Genomic DNA, 19,202 nt, shown 5'->3' on the forward strand with positions numbered 1-19,202 from the left:
CTAACTTATGTCTCAGAAAAATGAAACGCTAACTCTTTTTTTAGCCGCTATTATCACTATCGGCTTAATTTTTGGTGGCTTATGGTTTTTTATGGAACGGTGGGCGCAATTAAATAAACTGAACACTAATCAATCTGTAAATAATAATTCCAAGGATGTTATTCCTGTTCCCAATTCTCCAGAAACTAGTAATCGTAAATGTGAAGTATCCAACCTACCACAGGGGACATTCAACTACGGTGGAAGTACAACCTGGGCACCTATTCGTAAAGACGTAGACTCGGTATTGCAAAGCCTGTGTCCTGAATTTCGTTTGCGTTACACTCAACCGATTAATGAAAAACCAGGTTCTGGTACTGGAATTAAGATGTTAATAGCTAATCAATTAGCTTTTTCTCAATCTTCTCGACCAGTGAAAGCCGAAGAAAATGCAGAAGCTCAACAAAAAGGATTTAGTTTAAAAGAAATTCCAGTGGCCATTGATGGAATTGCCATCGCCGTAAATCACAATCTGAATATTCCTGGTTTAACTGTTACTCAATTAAAAGAAATTTACACAGGTAAAATTACTAACTGGCAACAAGTCGGCGGCCCTAATTTACCAATTACAATTTATTCTCGTAGCAAAGAAGCCGGCGGTACAGTTGAATTTTTTGTCGAAAATGTTCTTAATAAAGAAGAATTTAGTCTCAAAATTAATTATATTGACACCACCACTGAAGCGCTGCGAAAATTAGCAATCACCCCTGGTGGTATTTATTATGGTTCTGCTCCAGAAATTGTACCCCAGTGTATGATTAAATCCCTATCAATCGGACGTACAAATGATAAATTTGTGGCTCCCTATCAACAACCTTTTATTCCTGTATCTGAGTGTCCTAATAAACGCAATCGATTAAATAGTCAGGCGTTTTTGAGTGGTGAATATCCCATTACTCGGAATTTATTTGTCATCGTTAAACAAAATAATCAAACAGATCAACAAGCCGGGGAAGGTTATGCCAACTGGCTGCTGACATCTCAAGGTCAACAACTCATTGAAAAAGCTGGATTTGTCAGAATAAAATAATCCTTCTCAGAATTCACAAGTCAGTGTTTCCTAATTTATTGAACTACTGAGTACCTCACTTATCTTATTGAGAAACCTCAGCGTAACTCTGTCTTGAAAAGTTCCGATCCAAGGAAGCCTTGATTCAGATTTTTCGCTGCGCTTGACTCTGTACCACTTTGCATTGAAAAACAAAAATTTCTCTACCTCACTCTAACTATAGATACTCAAAAAACAAAATACATATAGCACACTTAATTCTATAATTATTCTGGATTCTCAATTTTGACTCCTGAATTATTCAACAAATCAAATAATAAACATTTTTATTTCATTAAAATTTATTCATGTCACAAAAGAATGAAACCGTAGTTTTATCCTTGGCTCTATTGCTGACAGTGGGAATAGTGGCAACTGGTGTTTGGTGGTTTACGAGAAATGGCATTGTTATTAGTAATACCATTAAAGAAAAGTCACCGGAACCAAAAACAAATGTATCTTTAGCAGACCGCATTAGTTTTGGCGAAAAAACTTTGACTCCTGGGGAAATTACTCCATCCAAAAAAGAGGGAATACAAGCATTTGCCAGTAAAAATTACTATCAAGCGATCGCTAGTTTAGAAGCATCTCTAAAAGCCAGACCCAACGACCCAGAAGCACTGATATATCTGAATAATGCCCGCATTGGTACTTCCCAAAGCTATACCATTTTTGCTTCCGTCCCAATGGGCACGGATCCCAACACTTCCCAAGAAATTTTGCGTGGCATTGCACAAGCTCAAAATTTTATTAATGCCTCTGGTGGAATTAAGAAAGTGCCATTAAAAGTAGGGATAGCTAACGATGATAATAATCCAGAAATTTCTCAAAAAATAGCTGCCAACTTAGTTAACAATCCTCAAGTATTGGGTGTAGTCGGGCCCAATGCCAGTGACACCACCTTAGCAGCAGGCACAGTTTATAATTCTGGACAACTGGTAGCCATTTCTCCTACTAGTACTTCTGTCAAAATTTCTAACTTTAGCCGCTACGTTTTTCGGACAGTTCCCAGCGATTTCATGGCTGCCAGAACATTAGCTAATTACATGGTAAAAACTTTACAGAAAAAGAATGCAGCGGTGTTCTTTAATTCTGAGAGTAACTACAGCCAGTCTTTAAAGTCTGAATTTGTTTCATCTGTTTCCCTAGAAGGCGGACAAATATCAAATGAATTTGACTTATCCCAAGCAGATTTTAGTGCCGCTAAAAGCGTAGAACAAGCTATTAAACAAGGTGCAGAAGTATTGATGTTAGTTCCCAACACTAACACTCAAGATAAAGCCTTGCAAGTCATTCAGGTCAACCAAAAACGCTTAATCCTTCTGGGGGGAGATAATATTTACACCGTCAAAACTTTAGAAATTGGCACAGAACAAGCCGTGGGAATGATAGTAGCAGTTCCTTGGCATATTGCAGGCAATCTGATGTCAGATTTTCCTCAAAAATCCCGGCAGTTATGGGGTGGTGACGTGAGTTGGCGAACTGCCACCAGTTATGATGCGACAGTAGCTTTGATTGCCGCCATAGAACGCAATCCCACACGTTCTGGAGTCCAACAAGCACTCTTATCCTCTGACTTTTCTGCCACTGGTGCTTCTGGTTCAATTAGATTTTTAGCATCAGGCGATCGCATTGCCCCAGTGCAACTTGTAAAAATTGTTCCTGGCTCTCGTTCTCGTACTGGATATGACTTTGAGCCAGTGAGGTAGAGGAGTGTGGGGAGACAAGGGAGATGGGGAGACAAGGGAGATGGGGAGACAAGGGAGATGGGGAGATGAGGGAGATGAGGGAAATGGGGCAGAGGGGCAGGGGAAGAAAACAACGGAACAAGGGTAATTGGCGACTAGGGGAAACAGTTGTTGCAATTTGTCTCCTTGTCTGCCTTGTCTGCCTTGTCTGCCTTGTCTGCCTTGTCTCCCCACCTCCCCACCTCCCCACTTCCCCACCTCCCCACCTCAACACTCAACACTCAACACACCCCATCCCCAATTAAACCTTAATTTTGCCAAACAAAGATTCGTATTGTTTTGTTGCTGAAGGAGATAAAGGAAGTAGAAATTCGCTTTTATCGAAAACTGAGCGCAGGTTTAGCCCGTCGTTGGCATCGCTTTGTAATAAACTCCTTAAAGGCTTGTGGATATCAGCAGCGGTAATATTTGTAGAAATTGGCGAATTGCTTTTGGTGAGTAAAGAAATTTGCCTAGCGATGTTTGGTTGCCAACAAAAATCAATCCATCCATCTGATAAATTACTTGTAGTAATACCTACCGGACGTACCCACAAATCTGCCCAAATTGCGGTTCCTGACTGGGGAATAACTGCTGCTAGCTGGGGATAACGACCTAGAATAGGTACTATATCGGTTGACCAACCAACTGCTAGCCAAGTATCACCCATAATCAGAGGTTCTAAGTAATTAATAGAACTGTAGAACTTCACCTGTTGGTTTAATGTCTGTAATTCTTTTTCCAAGTCTGGTACTTGGTCGATATTTTCTGTATTGTAAGATTTTCCTAGTTTCTTTAAAGTCAAACCAATAACTTCTCGTGGTTGATTAAGTAGGGAAATACGCCCTTTTAACCCTTCTCGCCACAAATCACTCCAATCTGTGGGCGTCCATCCTAATTCTCGTAACTTGTCACGATTGTAAACAATCACCGTACTACCCCAGCGATAAGGCGCACCCCACACCTTTCCTTGAGCATCTGGGTTACCTTGGTCGTTGCGCGTTACCAGTTTTTTCCATTTTTCATCTAAATTAGACCACTGTTTTAGTTGATTTCCTTGTAACTGTTGCAGTGGTTGAATCAATTTCTGCTCAATAGCTGCTTTTAGCCAATAATCTCCCAATGTTACTAAGTCAGCTGGAGGAGTTTTTTTTGCTTGTCCAAAGGGTACAAAACGCTTCCATCCCTGCTCCTCAGTGGTTGTTGGTTTTTGTTGCCAATTTTGTAATTGCTGAAATAAATCCTGTATCTGCTCCACAGGAGTGAACTTCAGTTCCACCTGCTGCTGCAAACCTTTGTGAAATTCATTAACTACCTGGCTTGGTATGGAACCTTTTAATAACTCTACTTTTAATTGAGTTTGTTTGTTTCCACTACAGCCAAAAAGCAGTTGTGAAATTGTCAGCGTACTTGTACCTAGTAAAAAAGACCGTCGATCCATTGATTTTGGACTTGAGATTTTTAATTATACCTACATTTAGCAGAGATTCACAGAGACTGAGTGTCTCACAAGTAAAGTTCTAAAATTTTTAGGATTTTTTGTTGGTAATATCGATAATTTTGAACATTTGACTCAAATTGCCTAGCTTTTATGCAAATCACTACCTCCAGTTTAATCTTTCTCAATAATTTTCCTGAGTTGTACCTATGCTAAATCTTTACTTAATATTTAGAAGTAATGATTTAAATGTCACATTGCCACAAAAAATATGAATACTTAAATAATCCATAAGTATAGTTAAGATTATCAGTAAATTGAATAACATAGAAGATAATGTGCCGATGAGGGTATTGAATGGAGCCACTACAAAAGCAAATCCTGATTCTGAGCCAAAAACTGGATGCCCTCTGCCAAGTAATTGAGCAGCTTGACATTAAAGTAGCTCAAGCTTTTTCAGAGTGTTCCTTAGCGAATACACAAGCAAGGAACAATTATCAGGAAAATAGTGCTGCTGGAGGGAACCAATTAAAAGGACGTATCAGTTCAAATTCGGAAATGGAACACAAGGATGTATTAACAGATGGCATTTATATAGACATGCATCGTCAGGGTGGAGACAATAATTTAACACCAGAAATTCAAATACAACGACTGACAGCGCAATTAACAGCAGCATACAATCGCATTGCTGCCTTGGAAGAACAATTACTTAGAGAAAGAATTCATTAAAACACAAGTCAGAATTGACAATTCAACAATACTTGAATTGGGGAGGCTAAACTCACCAGTTGTACTCCCAAAAATAAGTAAGCTAAATTCATCAGTCGTACTTTAATTTAATTTCTTTTCTGACTATTGCTAATTTAGCCAATATTGATGAGTTCAAATACAAACCGGGGCTTTATAAGTTTCCGGTTTTGTTATTAGTAATTCACCAAGCTCAACCGCTCAAGTTGGGCTTCAATGGCCGTTAAAAGTTGGTGTTGCTGCCAATCTTGACTTAAATGAGCAGCTATGCAAGCTGCTCCAGCACCCATACCTTCTTTGACAAAGCCCTGCTCATAAGCTCTCAATTGGGGATAACGAGAATCACTAAAGTTAAGAACAGTTGCTAATAGGGGAGGAGTTGCTGCAATCTCCGTGAAACTGCCTTTACTTAAACTTAGGGCTAAGTCAACAGTAGCGCCAGTAGAATCTTCAGCCACCCAACGGGTTGTACCCACAACTACTTCCTCTGGTTGCCATGATAAAGCGTAAGCTTGAGCGATCGCACTCATGAGTGCATAAACCGCTAACATTTGCGTCCCTCCACCCAGCAGCACACCACAGCTACGACTAGCAGCTATGGCCATTCCAGCCACCACCACTTGCATAGGATCGCCAACAGCAGCGACGAGTTTTAGAGGATCGAATAGAGACGCGGGGACGGAAAGACGCGGGGACGCGGGGAAAGTTTTCTCCGTGTCTCCGTGTCTCCATGTCTCCATGTCTCCGTGTCTTCGTGTCTCCCTGTCTTTGCGTCTCCGTGTCTCCGTGTCTCCCCCTCCCCTCATTCTCTCCAATCCAGCTTGCACTAGTGCCTCCTTTTGGGCGTGGTTACAAACAGGATGGCTACTGTTAACTTTACCCGCGGCTTCTATGCCTAAACCAGTTAAAATTGCCTGAGCAGTTGTAGTGCCTCCAACAACACACTCACCAATAATCAAATATCCTTGTTGGATGTTGCTCGCAAGGCGTTCTCCCCAAAATAATCCTTGTTGGAGCAAGTGATGTACCGTGGTGATTTCCATTGCATTACCTCCACTTAAACACCTGGCAGGAGTCCCGCCCAAATCAATTACCGGCACAGCAGGAGCTTGGGGTAAGCCAGCATTAAACAAATGCATTGGTATTTTTAGTGACTCAAAGACAGCACGAGAAATCAACACAGGTGAAGCCCCAGCGGCCAATGGTGGTAAAGGATATTGCGGTTTATGTTCCGCGCCGTAGTACAAAAATTCCGCATCGGCATAAGCAGTATATTTTCGATCCTCTGGAGTGCGGCCTGCTGCTGAAATCCCTGGAATCAAACCAGTTTCAGTAAATCCTAAAACACAGGCAAACACAGGCAGACAACCATGATACCGTCGCAGCCATTCTTCACCCTGTTCTTTTTGAGTATAAATACGAATTTGGGAATTGGGCATGGGGCATGGGGAGATGGGGAGATGGGGAGATGGGGAGATGGGGAGGCAGGGGAAGCAGGGGAGGCAGAGGGAGAAATAACTAATGACCAATGACTAATGACCAATGACTAATGACTAATGACTAATGACTATCCTTCATAATCCATCAGCACTTGCACCCAGTGTGGTGGGCGGGGAATGGGGTTACCCAGGCGATCGAAAAGTAGCCATGCTGCTAGGTGTACTACAAAAAGGTAAATAAAGTTGTTGAGGATAATCAAAGCGATGGCACCTATTTGAATCAAAAATACACTGGGAGTTGCTAATAAACTCAGCTTCAGAAATACCCATTCGATAAAGCCACTCACCTGGGTAATCACATAAATCCAAAGGTCTTCACCTGATAACACAGACAATAACCACAACCGAAAAAAGACTCCTAAAGTACCCAACAGCGTACCCAAGGTGATGGAAACCAGCCACGGCACACGACGACGATACCATGTTGCACCTAAAAGCACGCCCATAAAACCGTAGGGCATGACAAATAGTAAACTCCGGGCTGGCCCCATGAGTACCGTTAGCAATAATCCAGAAGTGATTGCTGCCATCCATGCTGCTCGTTTGTCCCAACGAAGATAAACTAAAGCGATCGGTACTGGAAAAAATATCCGCAAAACTGGGCCTAAAGGAAAATAAAAATTAATAAACCAAATGAGGCTAGCAGTACTGGCTAAAAAAGCTGTTTCCACCATCCTCAAGGGCGTATCAGCCTTGAGTTGAGGACGGGTTAACTCTTGTTTGTCTGCCCAATGATTGATAGGAGTTTGCGATTCTGATGATGGATCTTCCTCTGGCTCATCTGGCAGAGAATTTAAAATGCTCATATTTTGACAAGTTGTTAAACTATCATTCTTTCTAAGGCTGACATATCAGGAATGCAGATAATGTCTTGATCCCGTTTAATCAAGCCTCTTCTTTCCAGCCTTGTCAATACTCGCGTTACCGTTTCCCGCGCCAATCCGCTTAAACTACTTAATTCGCGATGAGGCAAATTCGGGATTTCGGTTCCTGTTTGCCCTTTTTTGCCTTGTCCCTCTGCCAAAAACAGCAATGTATCTGCCACCCGTGACTGACTATGAGATTCCCGCAAGCGTAATCGCCGATTTACTTGCTGTAAACGCTCTGCCATTAGTTTTGCTAATCTTAGTCCTGCCAAGGGTTCTATTTTCAGCAAATTGCTAAAATCTGACGCTGGTATACTGCCAATTACCGTTGGGGTCAGGGTAATCACATCAGTAGTTCGGCGTTTTTCACTGAGAACCGCCATTTCACCAAACAATTCCTCTTTGCCAAGAATGTTCAGTGTTACCTCTTTTCCTTCTAAATTATAAGTACGAATTTTTACCCATCCTTCTCTGATAAAATACACAGCACCACCCCAGTCATTTTCTAGTACGATCACTTGATTAGCTGGATGAGTGCGGGTTACAAGATGGGTAAGGGCTGTTTCAACAACAACATCTGGCAAACCCTGAAAAAATGAGGGCACATATCGGTCTTCCATTAGGACATTTTTATTCAAGCTGCTATATACACACGACATAAAAAAGTATTTTTTTAGCCTAAGCCATCAAAGCACAGCCACCTTTTAACAATAAAAATAACCTATACTTCGCAAGAAAGTGAAAAGAGGGATTTTTTAAGCAATTTTTACCTATGGGGTTAAATAGGGCAAAAATTTTGCAAAAACTAGTTTCTAGGCTGCTGAAGTATGATTTTGGGGCTAACTGTAGTGCAAAGTTGATTGGGGAACTGTAAAAAATAAATTGTTCTGCTTTCGGCGTTAACCGTTGGCTGTTGACTGCTGACTGTTGAGTATTAACTGTGAACGGTCAACAGCGAACAATAGCAATGATATTTTTTACTTGGAAGTTCCTTACTCTTGATTACTTAAAAATATAGGTAAACAACATAGATCCTACTCAAGCTAGTGGAGTACCTGCACTGACCTTACGGTACAGTCTTGGTTTCCAGCCTCATACGCCATTGCCTGATTCAACCGATATTTGATTTAATCTCATACAGCGTCTGGAGGTCTTTGGATTTTTATCTCCTCAAGGGAGAACACTGGCACATCCGCCCATTTTCCATAGGCAGTTTCATAGTTTTATGTATAACATCTCTTGGATTTACTGCAATGGCATAACAGGTAAATGTTTTTCCCATATCTAGCCATGTGTCTGCGGCAATTATGACTAGTTTGAAATTAGCTTTTTGATTCCACGCAGTCTGGTAGGTCAACGACCATGTGTATTATATCAGACCATATCAACGCTTCTAGAGATTTGTTTGTGTCAACAGTGACTATTATTGCTGTGGTGTGAGCCTTCTTGCTGTTAAAGGTAAATTATTGCTCAGATATTTTAGTGGTTTTGAGCAATCAAGCTAAGCTTGTTAAACAAACACTGACTGAAGATTGCCACTCCTGCCTGTAATCCATAACATAATGACAGTCACAAGTCAAAGTGGCAGATGTTGTCACTCAAAACTTTAATGACTGTAAAGTAACTCTCACATTAATTGACATATTGTTGTAGCTAAGGTAATCAAAAGTGACTTCCAGTGCAGATGAAATTCAAAAGCTGATTGCAGACATTGACAACCTACTTGCCAGTGGTGGTAAGCGCCTGTCTCGATTTTTACCTAATCAGGGACAAGAACCCAAAGAGGTTTTAGAACGAATTCGGGACTTCTTGCTGAGGCTACGAGAAAAAGAAGCATTAGAGGGTGGTGTTGAAAATCAATTTCTCAGGGAACCGCGATCGCCTTTGTTAACAAAATTTATCGAACCAGACCATAAGCAGCTTTTACTACCACCATCTGAAGTTAATCAAGAATACAGTGCTGTTCAGACTGGAGAATTCAAAACTGAATTTTCCGCATTGATGCAGCCATTACGAGCCGAATTAGAAGGACTATTGCAAGAACGAGCTACTCTCATTCAAGAAATTCGGCACTTAGAACAAAAGCGATTGCAAAACTACTCCCTAGCACAGCAGTTGACCAACCAAGAACAGATGATTACCGAGTTTTTACAGGTACTCATGAGTCGGCTTGTGCCAAATCTAACGCCATTACTAGCACAAACTTTAGCTAATTCCACCACTTCTTCCGCAGGAATCCATGACCCAAACTCAGAACCAGTATCTTTTACTAGCCAAGCTTTTTTAGAATCCCCAGAGCGTGTAGAGCGGTTAACAAGACTGGCTCAGGAGTTAGATCGACGCCTGTTATCACTAGATGGAACTGTAAATGTTGTCTTTGACGCACTACAACGCAACATTAATACCTATTACGAGTCCTTATCCCAAGCACTAGCAAGAATGCATAGCAAGGGAATCCAAGGCGAACAGTTGATGGCTAGCTTTCTCAACAATTTGACGGAGTATTTGCAGCAACAGTCCCCTAGTTCAGAGTCATCTTTTTTGGGAATAGAAGCTGAAACACCACCTGCATCACCTACTTTGCCAGCTGATATCGATGCTGAATTTCCACTGCCACTTTTAGAATTGATACAGCCGGAAACTTCATCAATTAATCCTGAGTTACAGACTACTACCCTCACAGAAGATTTAGATGCAGTTTTGTTGCAACTTGGCTTAGACTCATCTCAATCTTTTGAAAGTCCAGCTGAATTACCAGAAGAAATTTCTAACTCAATTACTGATGAAGTAGACCAACTTTATGCGAGTTTGTTTACTACCATTAATGATTCTCCAACTGTAGATTCTGAAAATGTGATATTCAATACACCAGTTGCAGAGCCAGACCCGGATTTTTTCCATTTGACCAACCCTCCGGCTACCGTAGAAAACACAGATTCAGGGGAAGAATTATTTTTTGCAGAGGATACCAACCCAGCGCCACTGGAAGTTGCTTCAGCAGAAAGTTTGCCGACGGAACTCGATACTCAGCCAGAAGTTGACGATACAATTAACACTTTAACTGACTTATTACCTGAGGTAAGTGCCGAAGGGCAACTTCCGGAACCACCATTGCCTGTAATTAATGCTACAACTACAGCAGCAATTACTCCCCAAACACCAGACATTGAGTTACCCAAACCAAGGGAAGTTATTGTCACAGAGACTATAAGTGATGGACAAGAACCTGCTTTAGAAAACTATATTCCAGCTTCGCCACAAGAAAACCTACTTTCTCTAGAGTCAAATCAAGTTCCAGTCATCCCTGATATTTCCTTAAATGAAGAACAGTTGCAACTATTAGATCTAGATTTAGCTAATTTCCATCGCCAGCTAAATTCTGATTTGGAATCGGCTACAAATTTAGAAAATTCTCAGGAATCTGTTGCTGAAATCCAAGCAACAATCCCCACGATTTTGCCTGAGGAAAAACCAGAAAATTTGGAAAAAATCACCAATAGTTTCCTAGTTACTGGAGTAGAAGCTAACTTAGATTTAGACACAAAAACTGAAAAAAAAAAGCAAGAGACAAATTCTATTTCAGAAAGCTCTTTACCTGCAAATTCCTCAATAAACAACACAGAAGTTTCAACCAATGTTCTCCAATCAGTTTGGTATTTAGGAATTGATTTAGGTACAACAGGAATTTCCGCAGCTTTATTAAATAGTTCATCTTTGGTTGTACATCCTATCTACTGGTCAGCAGAAAATTCACGGGGAACAACTTCTTTTCAACAATCCTTTCGTTTACCAACAGAAGTTTATCTGCCCACAGCCTCCGTACCCCAAGGTGAAAATGACAGTATTGAAGCACACGAACAAACAGTACCCGCGGCTGTTGCCCAAGATAAGAATCCTACACCTCCAAGATCGGATTCAACAAATAATCTTTACTCAGCACAACTCAAACCTTATTTACAAGTAGCCATTGCGTACAAAAGCGAACGGCAAAAATGGGAACCTGTTTTACAATTAAATGAATTTTCGGCAGGGCCATTAATTTGGGTTGTACGATCGCTCTCAAAGCTACTGTTAACTCTCAAGTGCGATCGAGGCAGTACCACCCCTGGTTTAATAGCTGCTGCTGTGGGAATTAAAGAACAAGATTTTTCTCAAATTATTAATCATATTGCTGGTGTTATTTGCACTTGTCCATCTAGTTGGTCAGAACAATATCGTTTCAATGTTAGAGAAGCTGTACTCACTAGTAAACTTGTGCAACATCCCCAGCAAGTCTTTTTTGTTGAAGAAGCGATCGCCAGTTTACTCCCAGAACTAGATGCTGCTAATGGCCAGCAAATAAAATTAAAATTAAATCCAGATGCAGATTCTCTGCCGGCAAAAACCAGCGAAAATTCTCTTTTGGGCAACACCCTTGTCATTAATATCGGGGCAGCTGCCACAGAAATGTTATTAGTGGATGTACCAGAAACCCTGACACAACTGACATACAATGATTTCATGCTCCACAGTTTTGCTTATGCTGGCAAGGGAATTGAACAAGACATTATTTGTCAGCTGCTTTTGCCCCCAAAATCTCGGCAACCACGTTTAGCAACCCCAAACGAAAGTAAAACTGCTACCACTAATCCCTGGCAATGGCAACCATCAATTCCTGGTTTAGACCAAATGCAGTGGCAGAGTTTAGGCCTAGAAGAATTGCAACTACCCAGAGTCGGGGAACCAGATATTGCTGTTCGCATTCGTCTCCAGCAGCGTCTAGAGAGTTCCTTGCTGGGACAAGCAATATTAGATGCAGCACTGGCTTTGAAGCTGATTTTACAACACCAAGATTCTTTTACCTTGGAATTAGCCGATCAGCGGTGGATTTTACACAGACGAGATTTAGAAAGCCAAGTATTTATCCCCTTTGTCCGCCGCTTGAACCGCGAACTCAACAAATTATTAGTAGCTCGTGGTATTCCCACAGAAGCCATAAATCAAGCTATCCTCACTGGTGGCGTAGCATGTATAGGCACGGTGAACCGTTGGCTACGACAAAAACTCCCCAGCGCGAAAATTATTCAAGATTTGTATCTCGGCGAAAACGGCGCTCCTAATTGCAGTCGAGTTGCCTATGGTTTGGCGATGCTACCTTTGCATCCCCAGGTATTAGATACACCCAGACAACAATACACTGATTATTTTCTATTTACAGAATTGCTACGTTTGCTACCAGAAAGACCTTTATCTTTCGGTGAAGTTATCCAATTATTTGAAGGTCGCGGTATCAACACTCGCAGTTGTCAGCAACGCCTGTTAGCTTTTTTGGAGGGTGAACTACCTTCCGGTTTGATACCTTCAGTCACAGATTCAACTTGGCTCACCCAGAGTTCTCAAGAAAATCCCGACTATCAAGCGATCGCCACTGCACCACTTTTTGAAAAACAAGGCAGTCTCACCTACCGCCCCAATTCTCAACAACTTTTGTCTTTACGCCGCTATCTCAATGCCATCAAAGCTAGCAATCAGCAATCACTGGAGGAACCATATATAGTGAATTTCGCCCTGGAAGTTCGCAGTCATTAGTTATGGGGTATTGGGAGTGTTGACTGATGACTGATGACTGTTGCTTGTTGAGTTACGAGTTCAAAGTTATCTTCCCCACTCCCCATCTAGTCCTCCGCAATTCCCCATTTAAATTGCACCCTTGCCTATTGACGGTCAACCGTCAACATCAAAAGCAGATATAGCATTTTTTTGGAATTTTTCCAGTAGTATATTATATATTTACAATTATGATAGTTAATTGAAAGATTTTGTAAACTAGAGGTCTTGAGTTTTTTTCTAATTGTGCTTTTGTGTATATTATTACTCAGTAGTGAAAACAAAAACATTAAAATTCCCATAAAAATTATGTCTATGTCTACACTACTGATGCAAAAATTCATGTTGTAGATAATTTAGCTCTTGTGATTTATTCTTATTCTCTTGATTGCTCGCAACAGCCTTCACATCCCTCAACTGTGAGCTTTGCAAAACGATTAATTGATATTATTGGAGCCATTATCGGGCTGATTATTACGTTTTTGGTGGCGATTCCTGTAGGAATTGTTACTTTAATTTACGATCCAAATCCCATATTTTATTCTCAAATTCGCTGCGGCTTGAATGGAAAGCCCTTCCGCATATGGAAATTCCGTTCTATGGTTATGGATGCCGATAAACTCAAGCATCTAGTTGATAACCAAGCCAAAGGTCACATCTTTAAATCTGTTGACGATCCTCGAATTACTCCGGTGGGCAAATTTTTGCGGCGTACTAGCTTAGACGAATTCCCACAGTTTTGGAACGTTTTGCTAGGGGACATGAGTTTAGTTGGTACTCGTCCACCAACCCTTGATGAAGTCAAGAATTATGACCCACACCACTGGGATAGATTGCGAGTCAAACCAGGGATTACTGGAGAATGGCAAGCTAACGGTCGTTCGAGCATCACAGATTTTGAAACCATCGTCAAGATGGATATGGATTATCAACGTAAGTGGTCTGTAACTTACGACTTGAGTCTAATTATGAAAACAATTTGGGTAGTCTTGAAAAAGACTGGTGCTTACTGAATTGGGCATTGGGCATTGGGCATTGGGCATTGGTTATTCGCCGTGTAAGAGCGTCTCTGACTCTTTGCGTCTTTCTTATCCCTTTACCCCGCTACCTGTTTCCGTGGGTACAATGTAACGTTGTACAAATATAAATAGTAACAATACTGGGGCGATCGCAATTACAGAACCAGCTGCTACCAAGCGCCAATCAAGGGAAAATGTCCCGGCTAGCTTGGCGACTCCTAGAGGAAGAGTGTATAAATTTTCGTCTTGGATGATAATTAAAGGCCACAAAAAGTCACTCCAAGCACCAATAAATACAAAAATTGCTAAGGTTACTAATGCTGGGCGAATTGCTGGTAGCATCACATACCACCATAAACCCAACTCCGAGCTGCCATCCATACGGGCGGCTTCTTCTATTTCTTTAGGAACGCTCATAAAAGCTTGGCGCAACAAAAAAATCCCAAACGCAGAAGCCAAGCTGGGGAAAATCATCCCTAAATAAGTATTTCTCAAACCCAACTGCACTGTCAAAATGTAAAGAGGAATCATCACAATTTGGAACGGAATCATAATTGTAGAGACGACGGCGATAAAAATCCAATCTCGCCCCGCAAATGATAACCTTGCCAAGGGATAAGCAGCTAAAGCGCAAAATAGTAGATTCAAGCCAACAGTCAGCACTGACACCAAGGTGCTGTTAAATAAATATTGTCCAAAAGGTAAAGATTGCCAAACACGAGAAAAGTTATCCAGTGTAGGCGATGCAGGCAACAACTGTGGCGGGGACTGTAAAATATTTTCTGTAGGTGATTTTAAGGCTGTACTGATTAGCCACAGCAAAGGAAACAGCATCACCAGTGCGATCGCTCCCAATAGCGTATACATTAATAGAGTTTGCGATCGTGATTTTTTCGAGTTCAACATTTGATTAATAACTTGCGAGTTTGATAAATATTAATTTCTGACTAAGATAATTTTTTAAAGAATCGATCGTTTTTTATAATCATAGGTTGATTTGAGTCAGTCCAGTAGTAGCGTGACCGGACTAAAATATTGCAATAGATTTTATTGTGGGATGAGTGTCCTCACCCGTCCGGGCGGGCAGGATGCCCACCCCACAAGAGTTTACTAATGCACTATTTTAGTCTAGACACGCCAGTAGGCTAACGCACCGTCAACAATTCAAGGTGCGTTGCTTTGCGCGACAACTACATCTCCAATTCCTTCTGAATTCTGTTAGCGTAGCCGGGCGTAGCCCATTCTGACCCCTGAATTCTGCTGTATCATTCTACAATTGGCAATCAAATTATAGTGGTGAATCTCCAACCTCTGCATAAGGTTGTGGTTCTCGTAAGCGTTTGGCAATTTGTTCTCGCCGATACTTTGCAAGTTCGCTATAAAGCTTTTTGCGAGAAAGATTTACACTACCAACAGGTTCATGCTCAAGTAATGTATGCCAAGGGCTAAACAATATACCTTCATCTAAACGTTTACGTTCTTCAAAGTCAAATTTCTGGCTGGGAATGCGGACAGTTGCAACTTTAATAAATGGTGAATCTGCTTCTTGCCATTCTTTAACGTGGTCTTCAATTGGCGTTTTGTCATCATCGACATAAAACTGAATCAGAAAATCAAAAGATACTTCTTGACCTTCTACCGTCAACAGGTTAACTATTGCTTCTCGGAGGTAGTTTTCTGATTCTGGAAGTGTTTGTGGAGGCTGTTCAATCTGTTGAGATTTAACAGATAATTTCACAACGCGATTTCCAAATTTAAACGGAGCCATACTCCAATACTGAATCAAAAGTGGATTGCCTACGTTCTTACTAGTAATTTTTTGTAACAAAGCAAAGGCATAACCAAGTTCTTCTAAACGTTCTGGGCTAAGTTGTCCGCTACCTGCTTTAAAGATATCAGCGTAATCACGAATATCTTTAGTAAAAAAAGTAGGATAATTGTTGAGGATAAAATCTTGAGTTTTTTCCTCATCATCTAGTATTTTTTGCCCCTCTACATTCATCACCTTGATAGCGATACCGCGAACATCAGGTTGGCTATCCGAGCGAAATTTCCCCCGCTTTTCAGGCGCACCACCATTAGAAAAACGAATCCAAGCAGGATAGGTTTGGGGTGTTTTGAACAAACCCACTCTTAGGTCTTCAGGAAGGTTCGGTTCAATAATAAACTCTCCCCAAAGCAGTCCGTGACTTTTGCTATGGATTTGGCGCAAATCTGGGCCTGTTTGTTGTTGAGCTTGCAGGCTAGTTGCTACAATTTCGTCGATTGTGGCTTGTTCGTCAGTGGTAGATGATACTGGATTACTCATGAAAAATATTTTGATGATGTTTCATCATCATCCTCAACCTTTAGTTTTAGGGAGTCAACCCAGTTTCCGTTAAGATATTCTTTAATGGTTTATCCCAAGGTTCGATGGGTAGTTGGGGTAAATAGGCAAAATCAAATACAATTCCGATAGTGGGCTTTGTCAACCACTCTGGTGAACTGAGTAAGCGATCGTAATAACCTCCGCCATAACCCAGGCGATATCCTTGATAATCGCAAGCTACACTGGGGGTGAGAATCAAATCAACTTCCTCAGGATCTAAAGTTGGCGCATCAGAATGCGGTTCAGTAATGCCATAAGCGCCACTTTGAAGAGAATCATCAGTCTCCCAAATATGCCAAGACAGGGATTGATTAACGCAGCGAGGAAATCCCCAACGGTATTGAGTATTTGTAAATAATGGACTGAGGTCTGGTTCTTGGCGAAAGCTAAAATAAGCGAGTATTGTTTTTGCTTGGTTAAACAAAGTAGAGTTTTGTAAATGAAAGCAAATGCGATCGCTTTTTTCTCTCCACTCCTCAACAGACATTGATTGACGTTTTTTGAGTAAAGTACGCCGTAATTGTGTTTTATTTAGTTGATAATTAAGTCTGTCCACATTTAACAACTTACTTGTGAAACAGTAAGTGAGTTATATAGCAAAATACAGTTTAGTACCTAATTTTTGCTCAAAAAATCTGACGGTGGGCACTGCCCACCGTCAGATTATGCAGCGTGTTGGCGATACCACTCAATGGTGTTTTTTAGCCCTTGCTCAAAGCTAACACCAGCGGTGAAATTAAAAGCAAGCTTGGCGCGTTCAGTATCTAAACGGCGTCTTGGCTGACCATTTGGCTTATCAGTTTGCCAAACAATCTCACCTTTAAACTCCATTAATTGACTAATCAAAGTTACTAAATCAAGAATGGAAATTTCATCACCCGTACCCAAATTCACTGGTTCTGATTCGTTATAGAATTGGGTGCCCATAACAATGCCCCGCGCTGCATCCACAGAATAGAGAAACTCGCGAGTCGGACTACCATCACCCCAAACAAATAGTTGCTTGTCTCCTTGAACTTGGGCTTCGTGAACCTTACGAATTAACGCCGGAATCACATGAGAACTTCCCGGATCGAAATTATCTTCCGGGCCATACAAATTCACAGGCAGTAGATAAATACCATTAAAGCCATACTGTTGGCGGTAAGCTTGTAGTTGTACTAAAAGCGCTTTTTTAGCAATTCCGTAAGGTGCGTTGGTTTCCTCTGGGTAGCCATTCCACAAGTCATCTTCTTTGAATGGTACTGGCGTAAATTTGGGATAGGCGCAGATGGTACCAACACAAACGAATTTTTCTACTCCGCCTTGATATGCAGCGTGAATTAGCTGGCTGCCCATAATCAAGTTATCGTAGAATAGCTCTGCGGGTTTTTGTTGGTTGAGACCGATGCCACCAACATGAGCTGCTAAATGGATAACGATGTCTTGTTGGTCAACTGCACGCTGGCAATTTTCCCAAACTCGCAGATCGCAATCACGCGATCGCACCACTGTAATCTTCTCATTCTCTGCACCTGCTTGGCGCAGTTGATCTATCACTTGACGACCGAGAAACCCTGACCCACCAGTGACCAGAATGCGTTTATTTTTGAGTTCTAAGGCGGTCATATTTTTATCCTCTGTGGTCTCAATCAGAAGTGCAAAGCGCCAAGTTCTTGACGAAGAGTAGCAACTTCGTGGGGAAATTGCGAACCATTGCCGTTGGGTGAAGTGTAACCCAAGGCTTGTAAGTCTGCTTCTACCATTAAGGCAACTAATTGTTCAAAGGTTACTGATGGTGTCCAGCCTAACTGCTGCCGTGCTTTGCTGGAGTCCCCAATTAACAACTCTACCTCCGCAGGACGCAGATAACGTTCGTCAAATTCGACATAATCTTGCCAATTGAGATTGACATACTTAAATGCCAATTCCAGAAATTCTCGCACTGAGTGAGTTTCCCCTGTGGCAATCACGTAGTCGTCTGGTTGCTCTTGCTGCAACATCAACCACATTGCTTTCACGTAATCTTTGGCATAGCCCCAATCTCGCTTAGCGTCGAGATTTCCCATATAGATCTTTTTCTGTTTTTTGGCTACGATATTGGCTACTGCCATCGTGATTTTACGGGTGACGAAGGTTTCACCACGACGGGGTGATTCGTGGTTAAACAGTATGCCGTTACAAGCAAACAAATTGTAAGATTCGCGATAGTTTACTGTTTGCCAGTGGGCGTATACTTTGGCACAAGCATAGGGACTGCGGGGATAAAATGGTGTGGTTTCGCTTTGGGGGATTGCTTGTACTAATCCGTACATTTCTGAGGAACCCGCTTGGTAAAATCGCACTTGGATTCCGGTACGGTGTTGGTAGTCTCGAATTGCTTCTAATAAACGCAGTGTCCCCATTCCCACTGAATCTACAGTGTATTCTGGTGAGTCAAAGCTGACTCTCACATGAGATTGAGCGCCGAGGTTGTAAATTTCTACTGGCTGTACTTCTTCTAAAATGCGTCGCAGTGTTGTTCCATCGGTCAAATCTCCATAGTGCAGGAATAACTGGACTCCTTCTTTGTGTGGGTCTTCGTAGATGTGATCGATGCGGTCTGTGTTGAAGGTAGATGTGCGGCGAATTATCCCATGAACTTCATAGCCTTGTTCTAACAAGTACTCACTCAGATATGAACCATCTTGACCGGTAATACCAGTAATCAAGGCTCGTTTTTTTTGCGTCATGCTCAACTATCCCTTATTTTTTTTGATTAAAATGTTACAAGCGATCTGATACAACCTAGCAGGTAATTGCTGAATTGCCTAATAGTAAACCTACTAGTTCTAACGGATAGTGTAATTTTTAAGTAAATAATTTTACTTATATTTACTTAAT

Annotated in this window: 15 protein-coding genes; 6 read left to right on the forward strand and 9 right to left on the reverse strand. The window is 41.4% G+C overall.

The window, feature by feature from the left end; translation table 11 throughout:
• The first annotated feature begins 7 nt into the window (after nucleotides 1-7).
• The 3 genes from VF06_RS02590 to VF06_RS42325 all read left to right on the forward strand — a co-directional run bounded on the left by VF06_RS02590 (nucleotide 8) and on the right by VF06_RS42325 (nucleotide 2,923).
• A complete protein-coding gene (locus tag VF06_RS02590; protein WP_099067165.1) occupies nucleotides 8-1,069 on the forward strand; it encodes a PstS family phosphate ABC transporter substrate-binding protein in 1,062 nt (353 codons plus the stop codon).
• A gap of 326 nt (nucleotides 1,070-1,395) precedes the next feature.
• On the forward strand, nucleotides 1,396-2,796 hold the full coding sequence (locus VF06_RS02595) for an ABC transporter substrate-binding protein (protein ID WP_099067166.1): 1,401 nt from the start codon (nucleotides 1,396-1,398) through the stop codon (nucleotides 2,794-2,796).
• A gap of 4 nt (nucleotides 2,797-2,800) precedes the next feature.
• Nucleotides 2,801-2,923 (forward strand): hypothetical protein, encoded by a 123-nt coding sequence (locus VF06_RS42325; RefSeq protein WP_257207459.1) that lies wholly within the window; start codon nucleotides 2,801-2,803, stop codon nucleotides 2,921-2,923.
• A 153-nt stretch (nucleotides 2,924-3,076) separates the two neighbouring features.
• Here the strand turns inward: VF06_RS42325 and VF06_RS02600 are convergent, their stop codons facing one another.
• Nucleotides 3,077-4,255, reverse strand: a complete 1,179-nt coding sequence (locus VF06_RS02600) for an extracellular solute-binding protein (RefSeq protein WP_180267245.1) — start codon at nucleotides 4,253-4,255, stop codon at nucleotides 3,077-3,079.
• Between the two features lie 354 nt (nucleotides 4,256-4,609).
• On the opposite strand from VF06_RS02600, the gene VF06_RS02605 reads away from it, so the two are divergent.
• Nucleotides 4,610-4,984 (forward strand): hypothetical protein, encoded by a 375-nt coding sequence (locus VF06_RS02605; protein ID WP_099067168.1) that lies wholly within the window; start codon nucleotides 4,610-4,612, stop codon nucleotides 4,982-4,984.
• 194 nt (nucleotides 4,985-5,178) lie between these two features.
• Here the strand turns inward: VF06_RS02605 and VF06_RS02610 are convergent, their stop codons facing one another.
• The 3 genes from VF06_RS02610 to VF06_RS02620 form a co-directional block, all read right to left on the reverse strand.
• On the reverse strand, nucleotides 5,179-6,441 hold the full coding sequence (locus VF06_RS02610) for a nicotinate-nucleotide--dimethylbenzimidazole phosphoribosyltransferase (protein WP_099073125.1): 1,263 nt from the start codon (nucleotides 6,439-6,441) through the stop codon (nucleotides 5,179-5,181).
• A gap of 128 nt (nucleotides 6,442-6,569) precedes the next feature.
• Nucleotides 6,570-7,307 (reverse strand): DUF2232 domain-containing protein, encoded by a 738-nt coding sequence (locus VF06_RS02615; protein ID WP_099067170.1) that lies wholly within the window; start codon nucleotides 7,305-7,307, stop codon nucleotides 6,570-6,572.
• Nucleotides 7,308-7,321: 14 nt separating this feature from the next.
• A complete protein-coding gene (locus VF06_RS02620) occupies nucleotides 7,322-7,987 on the reverse strand; it encodes a Crp/Fnr family transcriptional regulator (RefSeq protein ID WP_099067171.1) in 666 nt (221 codons plus the stop codon).
• A 1,048-nt stretch (nucleotides 7,988-9,035) separates the two neighbouring features.
• On the opposite strand from VF06_RS02620, the gene VF06_RS02625 reads away from it, so the two are divergent.
• Both VF06_RS02625 and VF06_RS02630 read left to right on the forward strand, forming a co-directional pair.
• Entirely contained in the window at nucleotides 9,036-12,935 is a 3,900-nt protein-coding gene (locus VF06_RS02625; RefSeq protein ID WP_099067172.1) for a hypothetical protein, read from the forward strand.
• Nucleotides 12,936-13,291: 356 nt separating this feature from the next.
• Entirely contained in the window at nucleotides 13,292-13,966 is a 675-nt protein-coding gene (locus VF06_RS02630) for a sugar transferase (RefSeq protein WP_099067173.1), read from the forward strand.
• A gap of 75 nt (nucleotides 13,967-14,041) precedes the next feature.
• Here VF06_RS02630 and VF06_RS02635 read toward each other — a convergent pair whose 3' ends face one another.
• From VF06_RS02635 to gmd, 5 genes are all read right to left on the reverse strand, one after another.
• On the reverse strand, nucleotides 14,042-14,878 hold the full coding sequence (locus VF06_RS02635) for a carbohydrate ABC transporter permease (protein WP_099067174.1): 837 nt from the start codon (nucleotides 14,876-14,878) through the stop codon (nucleotides 14,042-14,044).
• Nucleotides 14,879-15,260: 382 nt separating this feature from the next.
• The gene (locus tag VF06_RS02640; RefSeq protein ID WP_099067175.1) at nucleotides 15,261-16,280 is read right to left on the reverse strand and encodes a catalase family protein; all 1,020 of its coding nucleotides are present in this window, start codon (nucleotides 16,278-16,280) and stop codon (nucleotides 15,261-15,263) included.
• A gap of 46 nt (nucleotides 16,281-16,326) precedes the next feature.
• Nucleotides 16,327-16,896: a 5-formyltetrahydrofolate cyclo-ligase gene (locus VF06_RS02645; protein WP_099067176.1), complete on the reverse strand. Its 570-nt coding sequence runs from the start codon at nucleotides 16,894-16,896 to the stop codon at nucleotides 16,327-16,329.
• Nucleotides 16,897-17,003: 107 nt separating this feature from the next.
• A complete protein-coding gene (locus VF06_RS02650) occupies nucleotides 17,004-17,948 on the reverse strand; it encodes a GDP-L-fucose synthase family protein (protein ID WP_099067177.1) in 945 nt (314 codons plus the stop codon).
• A 23-nt stretch (nucleotides 17,949-17,971) separates the two neighbouring features.
• Nucleotides 17,972-19,051 carry a GDP-mannose 4,6-dehydratase gene (gene gmd, locus VF06_RS02655; RefSeq protein ID WP_099067178.1) on the reverse strand — a complete coding sequence of 360 codons (1,080 nt, stop codon included), beginning with the start codon at nucleotides 19,049-19,051 and terminating at the stop codon, nucleotides 17,972-17,974.
• Nucleotides 19,052-19,202: the final 151 nt, after the last annotated feature.

The sequence above is a fragment of the Nostoc linckia z4 genome (genome assembly GCF_002608075.1).
GTDB lineage: Bacteria > Cyanobacteriota > Cyanobacteriia > Cyanobacteriales > Nostocaceae > Nostoc > Nostoc linckia.

What these genes read in the sequence shown, in the direction of transcription:
- VF06_RS02610 (WP_099073125.1), bottom strand. Translation starts at nt 6,441, where the DNA reads ATGCCCAATTCCCAAATTCGTATTTATACTCAAAAAGAACAGGGTGAA.
- VF06_RS02590 (WP_099067165.1), top strand. Translation starts at nt 8, where the DNA reads ATGTCTCAGAAAAATGAAACGCTAACTCTTTTTTTAGCCGCTATTATC.
- gmd (WP_099067178.1), bottom strand. Translation starts at nt 19,051, where the DNA reads ATGACGCAAAAAAAACGAGCCTTGATTACTGGTATTACCGGTCAAGAT.
- VF06_RS02635 (WP_099067174.1), bottom strand. Translation starts at nt 14,878, where the DNA reads ATGTTGAACTCGAAAAAATCACGATCGCAAACTCTATTAATGTATACG.
- VF06_RS02605 (WP_099067168.1), top strand. Translation starts at nt 4,610, where the DNA reads ATGGAGCCACTACAAAAGCAAATCCTGATTCTGAGCCAAAAACTGGAT.
- VF06_RS02615 (WP_099067170.1), bottom strand. Translation starts at nt 7,307, where the DNA reads ATGAGCATTTTAAATTCTCTGCCAGATGAGCCAGAGGAAGATCCATCA.
- VF06_RS02600 (WP_180267245.1), bottom strand. Translation starts at nt 4,255, where the DNA reads ATGGATCGACGGTCTTTTTTACTAGGTACAAGTACGCTGACAATTTCA.
- VF06_RS02595 (WP_099067166.1), top strand. Translation starts at nt 1,396, where the DNA reads ATGTCACAAAAGAATGAAACCGTAGTTTTATCCTTGGCTCTATTGCTG.
- VF06_RS02650 (WP_099067177.1), bottom strand. Translation starts at nt 17,948, where the DNA reads ATGACCGCCTTAGAACTCAAAAATAAACGCATTCTGGTCACTGGTGGG.
- VF06_RS02620 (WP_099067171.1), bottom strand. Translation starts at nt 7,987, where the DNA reads ATGGAAGACCGATATGTGCCCTCATTTTTTCAGGGTTTGCCAGATGTT.
- VF06_RS02640 (WP_099067175.1), bottom strand. Translation starts at nt 16,280, where the DNA reads ATGAGTAATCCAGTATCATCTACCACTGACGAACAAGCCACAATCGAC.